We start from the raw sequence: 11,655 nt of genomic DNA, 5'->3' as shown, positions 1-11,655 counted from the left end.
TCAGCGTCTCGCCAATTGGCGGGGGAATTCCGGTGGCAGGAAATCACGATCCGGATCGTAGTCCGGCTTGAGGTAGTCGCAGAGTGCTCGAAGATCCTCAGGGGCCAGGGTTCCGACGGACTGCTTCAGGCGCAGTGTATCGAGAATGTAGTCATATCGGCTGTTGTTGTACTCGCGCACCGCGCTGTAGAGCTGACGTTGGGCCTCCAGCACATCGACGATATTGCGCGTACCGACCTGGAAACCCATCTGCGAGGCCAGCACCGCGCCCTGGTTGGAAATGATCGATTGGCGACGTGCCTGAATCTGTTCGACGCTGCTGTTGAGACCGCGGTGTAGATTTCGCGTCTGCTCGACCACCTGGCGACGCAGGTTATCGTTGAGAGCATCGCGCTGGTTCAGCCGGTGATACGCTTCGCGCACCTGAGAACTCACCTGGCCACCGCTGAACAGCGGGATATTGAGTTGCAGCCCGATCGAGCGCTGCTCGATATCACCGCCATAACCGCCACCTCTGAGGCTGCTGTTACCGTAGCCGAGGTTATCGTTGTCGCCGGTCTGATAACGCAGCACCGCATCCAGGGTAGGCGCATGCCCGCCCTTGCGCGCGCTCAGGGTTTGCTGCGCGGCTTCCAGGGCCTGCCGGCTCGCCAGCAGTGTGAGGTTTTGTTGCATGGCGGTGTTGACCCAGGCGCGGGCATCGTTGGGCGTGGGCAGCAACACCGGCATATCGTGCCGCACGCCCTGGATTGCCGGGTATTGCTGGTGGCTCAGGGTATCCAGGGCTTCGAAGGCATCGTCCAGTTGTTTCTGCGCGACGATTCGACTGGCCCGTGCCGTGTCATGGCTGGCCTGGGCCTGCAGCACATCGGTGCGATCAGACACCCCCAATTGCAGCCCTCTGTCAGCCTGTTCGAGTTGACGCTTGAACGCCGCCTCCTCGGCTTTGCTCGCGGCAAGACCATCCTGCGCCTTGAGCAGGCCAAAATAAGCCTGAGCGCTGTCGAGCATCAGCTTCTGCTCGGCCGCTGATAACTCCAGCAATGCCTGTTCACTTTGCGCCTCGGCAGCCTTGAGGCTGAACCAGCGATCAATGCGAAACAGCGGTTGATTCAGCGTCGCTTGATAACTGGTACCGCTGCGCCGGGTCTGCTGTGCAGGCTGTTGCAGTGTGGTTTCATTGTTATTGATCTCCGCACCAGCCGAAAACGTCGGCAACAACGCGGCCCTTGCCTGGGGCACAGCCTCGGCCCGGGCAGCCTGGTCAAAACGGGCTGCGGCCAGTTCGGAGTTGTTCTGTTGAGCATCCAGGTAGACCTGCCAGAGATCGCTGGTGGCGGCGATGGCTGGCGCGGCGGGCAGCCAAGCGACCAGCAGCCAGCCGGCAACGGCTTGCCGTGAGAAAATTATTGATCGGTTCATGATGCTGGGTTGTTCCGCGAAAAATGGATCGAAAGTACGCAGCGACAGAAGGAGCATTGCGCTCCTCCTGTCATCTCCTCTGCGCCATCAAGACATCGAAGGCACCAGAACGCTTGGCACGCTCTGGCGGTTCATCGGCAGTTTCTCGCGGCTACCGCCCTCATCAGGGAAGGCCGCCATGACGCCGCTTAACTTGGCCAGATTCGGACTCTTCGTGTGTGCGAAAACCACCCCCTCATCTAACGGCTTGGCGGACTGCTGCCTGCTCCAGGACAATTGGACCAGTCCGTCCTGAAGACTTTCCTTTCCAGCGAAGTCCTTGGCCAGGTAATTGATGTCAATCACCTCCCGATTGCTTTTCAGTTCAATCTGCAGGTGACGATGCACCGCTGCCTGCTCGCCGAGCACCTTACGGATCATCAGTGCGGTGCCCGTCGCTGAGTCAGTCAGAATCAGGTCGTCGCCATGCCGGCTGACCAGCATGTCTGGCGAAACATTCGGCGGCAGAATCAGGCGGTCCAGCGCCAGGCCCGAGTCTTCATTGTCGATGACGATGGTTCGGTAGTGCCCCCACGCCTTCTGGCTCAGACGGTAAGTATCGTGACCACCGCCACCATGAAGCACCAGCGTATCGATCCCGGTAATCAGCGGTGGTGCCAGTTCGTCTGTGCCGCTTGCACCCCCCGTGCCCTGGAGCAATAGGGAGGAATCGGTACGGTCGACCCCGGTGAAGTGATTCCAGGCCTGCGCGCCTTCGCTGTTGACCCGGTAAAGAACCTGGGCTGTCGAACTGTACACATAGGCCGCCTGCTCGCCTTTGCCTACCCCGACAAAATCAAGGTTGTCCGTGGCAGCGATGCCATTGCCGGAGAACATCTGGCCACTGTCGATATCGAACCAGCCTCGACTTGCCTTGCCCTGCAAGGTCAGCACGCCCTTCGCCCGCCACTGCCCGGCCAACTCGGCGAGGGCTTTTGGCAAGCGCGGCAGGTTGTCCTGCTGCCATTTTTCATCGACTGCCACCAGCTGTAGGTTGCCCTTGTTGGTGCGCAACAAAATCTCGCCGCTGTGCGTTGTCAGACGCAAACCGCTCTCGACTTGCAGCACTGACTTGAGCTGCATCGTCGGTGTCAGTTCGCTCGCGACAGGCGTTTTCGCCGCTGCGTCCAGCACTGCATCGTTGCCGAATGCCGTGGCCAACGTATCCGCCGCCATGGAGGGCTGGAGATAAAGTTTGCCGCTGCCGGGTTCGAACAGCCGTGCCGTGACCCCATCGTCTTCAAAGCCGACAAATTGCAATGGCTTGCCCTGCAATGACGACGCAGCCACCACCACACGACCACTGTGGTACCACACCGACAGCGCGCTTTGGCCGTCGCGGTCCTTGACCCCGAAAACGGCCAGGGTGGCGTCAGTGCCGGAGACCTTGGGCAAGTCCAGCCACCACGTCGGACGCCCTTTGAGCCAATGCTCATTGACAGCTTCGTAGTTCAGCGAGCCCTGCGCATCAAGCCGTGCCACACGCCCATCCACAGTGACCGCAAGCAGTTGGCCTTCCAGCGCCAACACGTTCGCCAGCTCCGGAGTATCCATGCGCAAGGCAGTTGGATGACTGGCATCGAGAATCGCCTGGCCTGCTCCGTTCTGGCGGAACAGGACCTTTTGCGCCTTGCTGTAGAAGAAAAACACTTCCTGCCCATTGGGCTGGAGAATACTGCCCGCGAATACCAGATCGGCCGGAATTGTCCAGGCACTGCGGGTGCTCTCGTGCGCTTCAAAACGCAGAACCTGATCCGCCGGCGGTGCCAGATTCGGCTTGATCAGCATGCCATCGGCGGTGCGTATCCAATAACGATGCGCCACCCCCGCCGCATCGATTCCGAACACCGTGACCAAGGCGGCGGGAACCGGATTAATCAGCCGCTCACCGAGCGTGTAAGCCGAAGTCTTGCGCTGCGTGAAGCGCTTGTAGCCTTGCAGCAAGTTATTGAATGCATCGCCATGCTGACGCGTACGCGCCAACAGTTTAAGCAGAGCATCGTCGCCGACAGCGCTGACCAGCTCCATACGATCACCAAGGAGGCGGTAACTGAGTTCGCCCTGGTCGTCTCCCATCTGATAGCGACGCGCCAGATAGACCTCTCCGCCCTCCGCCCACAATCGACTGATCTTGCCCTCCCTGTCATTGAACGATGGCGTGTACTGCGCGTCGACCTTGCCACTGGCGATATCTACGCGCCATGCCGCTGCGTTCTCGTCATCGTAGAAGTAGGCGTAATCGCCTATCACCGCGCCGAGCTGAGCCTTCCCGGCCTTCGCCTCGGAGGTGTCGGTGAACATCATGCGGTCCTTGGCAACGTCGTAGTAAGCGCGTCCAACATTGCGCCCGTTATGCTGGTAGTTATCGACTACTACATACTGCCCCTGTAACTGATGCGCGTTGGCCAGATCCTTCAGATGTTTTTCGATCCCCTGGCCGGGTGCTTGCCACTTGCTCGCATCCTCGGACACCACGCGGGTACTCAAGTCGGTGAAATCGACTTCGCGCACTTCGCCCTTGCCGTCGACCAGCAGTACCCGTCCATTGGTGGCCGGGTCCAGCAGAACGCTGACCCCACCGATCACCACCCGATCCCGCAGGACCTGGATGTTGCCTCCAGCGAGTCGGCTAGTGTCGATGATCCAGCGCGAAGGCGTGTTGCCCACCAGGCTGTAAGGAACACCGCCACCCACCGTGCCATCGAGTTGATGGATCTCGACCGTGATATTCGGATCGAAAACCGGTGTCTCGCTCGTGAGTTTCAACCATGCGCCTTCCTTGAGGCTCACCAGATACTCGCCGCCCGCACCCTTGATCTCGTAGCTCATGAAACCGTGAAGCTCTTTGGGCAACTCGGGCACGATCAATTGCCGGTTACGCTGATCAAGTTTCACCTCGACTGAGGTCGCTACATATTCTTGAGAAATTTTGCGGATCGTCCGCTCGGCAGGAAAAATGTAGAAGTCATAATCAAAACGCTTGTCTTCCTCAAGGCGTCGGATCACGTCGAAACCGGCATCGTGGCGGGTGGTCGCGCCAGGCAACTGCTCGTATTCATAGCTGATGTAGGACTTGGGCGTACCCGGCAGAATCACCGCGTTACTCTTGCCGAGGTCGAGTGCATAAGTTGCATCCCGGTAGCCGATTCCGCTGCGTATTTCGATAGCCTGATTGCGGTCTTTGACCATTACCGGAAAATCGCCGGCCCAAAAGAAATAGTTGATTTTGCCAGAGCCCGTCGAGCCGGAGTGAGTGCGGTAAATGTACTGACTGTCGAAGCTGATCTGGTTACGTTGCAGGTCGAGTGACTTGACCACCGCCCCGGGCAGTGGCACCAACACCTTCTGCGTTTGATCATAGCGGTAGCCATGGCCCTTGTAGGCATCATCGACCGTATCGAAGTAGCGCCCCACCGCCTTGGCATCCTCGGCGACAGCCCCAAAGGCCTGAGCCAATCCGGTAAAGCCTACAGCCAGACCGCCGACGACCACTCCGACCCCACCCAGCAAGGCTCCCGCCGAAGTCGCGCCCAACATCCCCGCACCGATACCGGCGGCCCCGGTGATGAAGCTCGCCGAATCAAAGGTCAATTGAGTGCCGAACACTGCCTTCTGAGTTTCATTTTCAGCATGGGCCAGTTCGTAGGCGTCGAGGATCACCATACCGCCGCCGAAGATCACGCCTGCCCCTTCACTGACGGTGTGGCCCAAGGTCGACACGAAGTCCTTGAGAGTGGCCTCGCCGGCGACCACTTCGCCACGCAGCGCGGTGCGTACCAGTGCGGTCACCTTGCCCACGTCCTGCAACACCCCATGGCCCATCTGGACCATGTTGAGGTAGCCATGGATCTTCAGTGCAGTCGCCAGATCAGTCGAATCGACACCACGGGCGCTGGCGTCACGCTGCTTGTCGGCAAACCACTGGATCAGTGTCTGCAAGGCAAACCCGGCGTTAAGGCCATCAATCGAACCGGCCTCAGCCACGCTGCCCCGAGGCCGCATCTGCCCGCGCTCGAGGGTGAAGTGCTTGCCCAAAGTAGCGGTGTGTTCATCGATAAAACGACGAAATTCGGTAAAGTTCGAATCCCGGGTGTTCAGCCAGCGGCTCTGCTCCGGCTGATCACGGTTGATGAATTGCACCCGATAATTGCCTGCACCCTGGTCCTCGGTCGTGGCGATGACCGGCATCCAGCGCGGGTCAAGGCCATTTTCTGTCGCAAGCCGCGTGCTGGACTCGGCGAATCTGGCGCCCCATTGCTCAACATCAAGGGTCACCAGGCTGCCGCGCAACTGCATATCTTCGGCAATTCGTGACTGGACGCTCACGGTTTCCTGAACTTGCCGACGCTGATCGATCAGTGTCGCCAGTTCGCCCGGGCGGCTCAGGTCGGCTACTTCCAGGCCATTGCCTACCTGGACTTTGGCCATCTTGTCGACATCGATCTGAACCAGATTGAATTCCGGAGACTGCTTGCTGCCGAAAGCGCCGTAAAAATCTGCCAGCCCTCGACCTACCAGGTGCTGCTCCATTGCCTTGAGAAAGCTGGCTGTATTGTCATAGGCAAAGATCCCGACATTTGGATCATAGAAGTAATAGCGACGGCCCTTGGCCATAGCCGTGCTCGCTACCAGCATTGAGTGATTGCGGGTATTGAGGGCAAATGTCGAGGTACCGGTCGCCCCTTTGAGACGCCCGACCACATCGGCCAAATTCAGTTTGCCGATCGCTGTAGACGCCTGCACCGCATCACCATTGGAATGCAGCCTGACCAGACTGTTCTTGAGCAACGTCGAACTTCCAGCTTGTGGCTCCGCGGCCGCCAGGAAAAGTTTTTGCACCAGACTGTTGATGCCCGTAGAACCGGCGTCGGCCAGTGCCACCGCCATCGCCCTGACCAATGGATAGCAGCGGCCACCGAACCGATCACCGACCAGCGACAGATAGAAATCCTGCGGTGCCAGTTGACTGAACGTACTTCCCGCGCGCTTGAAGCCTTCGCTCAGCAATGCTGTACGTTTCAGTACCTTTTCAATGTTTTCGGCCTGACTGATTTCTTCGATGCGAGCGCTCAAGGCTCCCCGTTGTTGCGCGGTGAGTTGCCCCTCGAGAAACAGCTGTTTCATGTCCAGCGCCGACATTTCCCGGGTCACGCCAGGAATACTGATGTCGCGAAAAGCGCGTAATCCCTGTATGAATTCAGCGCCCAGTGCACCTCGCTGGTACGCCTCGAAGTTTGCGTAGCGCTCGCCCAGGCTGCTGGTTGCATCCTGGCCTCCACCTCGCAGGTCGGTATCGTCAAAACGGAGGACGCCAGGCATTCCCTCCTTGGCCTTGATCTGCGTCCATAGCCAGCTTCGGTCGACAGAACCGCTCTCACGCAAGACCGTGTCGAACTGCGCCTTGTAATATTCATGGGTAAGGAGGTTCTGCTTGATCTGTTGATCGATCAATTGTGGCCGTGACGCGGTACTCCGCTGTTTATAAAGCTCGTCGCGCTGAGCCTTCAATTGGTCGATCTCAAGCAAATACTTACGATCAACCTCGCGACGCAAGGCTGTCCATGCGGCAATTGCCGGATGGTCGTAAGAGAATGCTCCCCCGCTGTATACACCGTCCTTGACGCCTTCGACAGACACAGTGAACTGGCCGGCCAGTTTCTTCAGTCGTTGGTGTACCTGTTCGCGATAGTCATTGAGTTCGGCCAGCTTGCGTGGGCCGATCTGGCTATCGGCGTGCTGGATCGACAGCGGTTCTTCCATGACCCGCAGTGTTGGCGAGAGGGCCCTGTCAGTGCCGTGATACGCCTGGCGCTGGACCGCCAACTGCCATTGACCATCGACGAACTGCAGGTACGCCGCGGCGATCCCTTCCGCCGTAGCGCCGATCCGGTAGTCGTTCCAGTCCACCGACATCACCACATTGTCGTAGAGCACGGAACTGTTGACCCGGCCATCGTGGTAGACCCGGAAAGTATTGGCATCCAGGCTGGTCACCACCAGCGAGCAGCCTGACAACGTACCGGTGAACAGAAAGCTCCCGGCTGCGGCCTGTTTGGGGATATCGATGTAGGCCGGCGACGCATTGCCCTGATTGGGGCCGTTGTAACCGAGGAAGTAAGCCGGCACGGTGTCAGGGCCACTGGTCGCGGTGTATTCGACCTCGTACACCCCGGCGTTCATCTTGATCAACTTGGCAAAAGCCTGGTCCGGCAACCGTCCTGCGCTGACCAGCGTTTCGACACTCAGGGCATGGGTCTTGGCGAAGAGCGCGGGGTTGGCGGCGAACTGACGGATATCGATGCTGCCTGCACGACCGCCCAAATCGCCGCGCGCACTCGCCGATCCGGCATTGATTTGCCCATTGATATCGAAAGCCTGGCGGACCAGATCAGCGGCATCCACGCTGGCCGGATCAACCTTGCTACCAGGGTTTTTGAACATCCGGGCCAGCAGGTCCTGCAAGATTTTGAAGGTACTTGCATCTTCCAGAATGCTACGCAATTGCGCCTGATCCAGTTCGTCATTGTCCCCGGGGAACAGCAGCGTCAGGACATAATTCTGCGCTGCCCCCAACTGTTCCAATGCAACCCGACCCAGCCGCAGGTCGTCGAGCAAGGCCCCCACGTCGATACCATCGCGCCCCAGCAGTGCCCGTGACGGCAGCGCCTCGAAAACCTCGGTCACGCCCTGATCCTGGCTCCATTCCAGCACGACCTTATGCCTAGGGTCTTTGTGCCTCAACTCGTCGTTGGCATCCCTGGTGGTCTTGATTCCGTTTGCCTGGACAACGACGTTGGCACCGCGGGCCGATATTTCGAGACCCGGGATTTGCAAGGCTTCCACCAGCTTGTGCCCAAAACCACCGAGCAGGTCCGCGTCTTCGACCGCGCAACCGACAAGGCTGATCCGCGCCGGCACCGAACTGATGCTGTATTCGTCGTAAAGGCTTTGCTGAAAACGGCGAATGTGCTGTGACCACTGGGCAGCATCCAGATCACCGAGCGTGCGCGCGCCGACCGGCCCCTCACCGTGTCCGACAATCTGCCAGCGCACTCTGTCGATTGCGCCAAGCTTCTGGAAGATCGCTGGATCGCCGTAGACCAGCCGCATATTGCCATCGGCATCAAGTTGTATCACCAAAGAGCTGTCAGGGTGCTTGCCCGCCAAACGGACAGCAGCGCGAGCCACGAGTTCGTCATTCTGGGTCTGAACAATGATTTGCGCCGCGTACTGGCTATCGCTGCCTTCCGGGTTGCCTTGAACCACAGGCGTAGCCCAACGGTCGACGTACCGGCTTGACACCACAGGCGTTGAACTCGCGGGGGCTTCACGCCTTACCGCAAGCAGCGCTTCGCTCGTCGGCGTGCTCCATGAGCCGTCATTCTGAGCTTTGGAGATGACCGTGGGCGTATCACCGATGTTTTTGCTGGCAGTAATCTGATCGCCCTGGATCGCGATTTGCGCGGGCATGGTCTCCGACTTGAAGCTCATGAAGAGGACAATTTGCAGATTCGCCAATTGCTTTTGCTGGGCAAACGCCTGTGCCAGCGTGTTGGCGGGACTGAACGTGATCTCGGTCTGCGCGCCTGTCTTAAACTTGAACGTGGCTTTGCCAGCGGCGGCATCGTTGATCACCTCGATATCGGACCACATGCCGCGCAACATTTCGAAAGCCGGTTTGCTTGCAATCTGATTTGAGTACTGGTCTATAACGTCGCCTTTAAAAGGCAAATAAGCGACGAACTCGCCGTTTTTGTCAGCCTGGATCGGGAATGAGTCAGACTGCCGGTGGCCTTGCCATGCATCGAGCAGCGACAGAATGCGCAGGTAGGATTCCTCCCGTGTCTTGCCAAAAACCGCTGTATGAGCAGTCAGTTGTTCACGGGTCCAGATTTGCGATTCACCCAAGCGGTTTGCCTTGGCCGCTTTAACCCGGCTACTCGCATCCATGCGATCCATGGCATCGAGTTCCAGCAGCTTGTTCCCCGTTTGCTCGAGCAGCAGGTGCAATGCCTTATTACGTGCGGATTTCGGATTAAGGTCGATGTAACCTTTCACTTCGCCATGCAAACTGACCAGGTCAGCCATGGGTTCGCCTTGAACCCATCGTTTGTGCATGCCGGCGAGCACCTCCAGATACACCGGCTCTACCAGACTCCTGGAGTTGACCAGTAACTCGGTATCCTGTGCGGTCAGCAGCGATCCGACATCCTTGAGCTGTTTGCCGTGATATGTATCAGCCGGTTCATGCAAAACCCGGATGTCGCCGATCAGCCCAGACTTCTGCAAGGCACGCAACATTGGCAGTTCGGTATTCCAGAACGCCTCGTCGAACTTGCCCCCGGCATCAGGCGCCACATAGACGGTGCCGTATGCATCAGCAGCGAAGGTCGCACTCACCGAGCGCAAATACCCCTCCATGTCCCGATGACCTTGACTCGTGGCTTTCTTGATCGCCTCGTTTGTAGCAGACGCTGGGGCATTGACAGCCTGGGTCAGGCTCTCTGCTATTTTCTGCACGAAACCAATAGCCGCCATATCATTCGGCGTCGCTACCAGCGGCTTGCCTTCCGCCGCCATCCGCTCATTCAACGCAGCCTGATACTGCGCATTGCCCGCGCCACCGGACGCCAGCAGCAGGTCGGTATTCATTCCTGATTCAAAGGGAAAATCCAGTGATCCAAGATAGGTCATCAATTCCGTGAGCTTGCGGAAATTCTGTCGAATAATGCCGTCGACCGCGAGGTTCGCGATTCGCGCGATCTGGCTTTGAGTCAACGTGGTACCGGCGGGTAGCGGCATCGCGCTGACACGTTCGACAAGGGCCTTTTCCAGCCCGCCGAGATTCAATGCGTCGAGTTCACTTCTGGTGAGCCGCCCGGCATTCGCTGCTGGAGTCACACCGCTTTCGAGCAGGTGCTTGCTCAGCAGAGCATGCACCTCGCCAATCACCTCAAAGCGTTCACTAAGCCGTCCGACAGGGCCGCGATCCAGGGATTTGCGATCAGGGAAGGTGCCCGAGGGCGAAAACACCGCTTTTAGTTCGTTCAGATAAGAGGCCAGGCGCCTGGCCTGCATTTTTGGAACAACCTGCGATGTAATCAACTTCGACTGATCAGTCGCGGCGTCCTGGATAATCTGCAAGGCGGTTGCGGAGTACATGCGGTTTTCGTGAAAGACAAAACCCTCCCTACGTTGTGCGGCGATATAGTCTTTTAATTGCGCTCGCGTGGCGATGAACGACGCCCCTCCCGGATCGATCCCGTAAATGAATTCGTCTTTTTCGGGATACGGATTATCTTGCTCGGTGCCATGATTGACGACCTCTTTCATGCCCAATGACAGGGCAGCGTCATTCATCAGGTAACGGATATTGAGCTCAAAGTCGCTGATGGTTCCGAGCATGTCATGAGTGGTCCGACGCTCAGCAGCGCCAAGGCTTCTCAATGCGCCTTCAACCGCTTTGCTCCACATCACCGAAGATTTTTTTTGCCCAGCGTCAACCACGGTGGCCCCGGAGGATGCTGGATCGGCGAAGTTCGACAAGTGCGGAACAATGGCAAACATATCGATGTCCGCCGTCAACGGGCTGCCCTTGCGGTCTGCCAATATGCGCAGCGCTGTGTAGGCAGACTCACCCGGGCGTCGGTAACTGATAGCGTAATGACTGCCCTCGGCGACCGCACGAAACTCAAAAGCGCCCTCTCCTTTTCCGAACACTGAAAAGGTGCCATCCGGTTTGATCGTGCTGATCAGCCTGGATTGCAACAGAAATTGAAATCGCTGCTCACTCAACTTCAATTGCGGCGATGTATACCCCAGCTCAAGGCTGTGGCTGACATCAGCTTTCGCCTTTTCAAATACGGCGGTAGTGCCGTCCCAGAGTTTGGACAACGACGGGTCCGCGGGAATATAGCCAGACTGTGGCCCCCAATCGGCAGACTTTGCGTGAACCTGGAGGTTTTTGGTGCTGCTCCCCTCACTGATCAGCCCGGTGGAAAACGGGTTGACCAGTCTGAACAACAAGATGGTTTTATTGTTTTTGGCGATGGTTTTATATTCGTCCACCAGTGCTTGTGGAACGCCTGATGCCTGGTCGGCTTTAATACCTTCTTGATTGAACTTCATAGTATTCACCCCGTTACCTTCTCTTCGTCCGAATAAAAATAAGTGGCGCTTTCAATCGTCCTTGGC

Annotated in this window: 2 protein-coding genes; both read right to left on the bottom strand. The window is 58.1% G+C overall.

Annotated elements, in window-relative coordinates; translation table 11 throughout:
- A complete protein-coding gene (locus tag ACIOWE_RS01065; protein ID WP_401386482.1) occupies positions 1-1,422 on the bottom strand; it encodes a TolC family outer membrane protein in 1,422 nt (473 codons plus the stop codon).
- Between the two features lie 87 nt (positions 1,423-1,509).
- Positions 1,510-11,589, bottom strand: a complete 10,080-nt coding sequence (locus ACIOWE_RS01060; protein WP_401386221.1) for a TcdA/TcdB pore-forming domain-containing protein — start codon at positions 11,587-11,589, stop codon at positions 1,510-1,512.
- Between the last annotated feature and the right edge of the window lie 66 nt (positions 11,590-11,655).

It is taken from the genome of Pseudomonas sp. NPDC087598 (assembly GCF_044743525.1).
Taxonomy (GTDB): Bacteria; Pseudomonadota; Gammaproteobacteria; order Pseudomonadales; family Pseudomonadaceae; genus Aquipseudomonas.
This window is presented reverse-complemented; position numbering and strand designations above follow the sequence as displayed.

Bases quoted from the DNA above. Each gene is read 5' to 3' on its own strand.
- ACIOWE_RS01065 (WP_401386482.1), bottom strand. From the start codon at position 1,422: ATGAACCGATCAATAATTTTCTCACGGCAAGCCGTTGCCGGCTGGCTG.
- ACIOWE_RS01060 (WP_401386221.1), bottom strand. From the start codon at position 11,589: ATGAAGTTCAATCAAGAAGGTATTAAAGCCGACCAGGCATCAGGCGTT.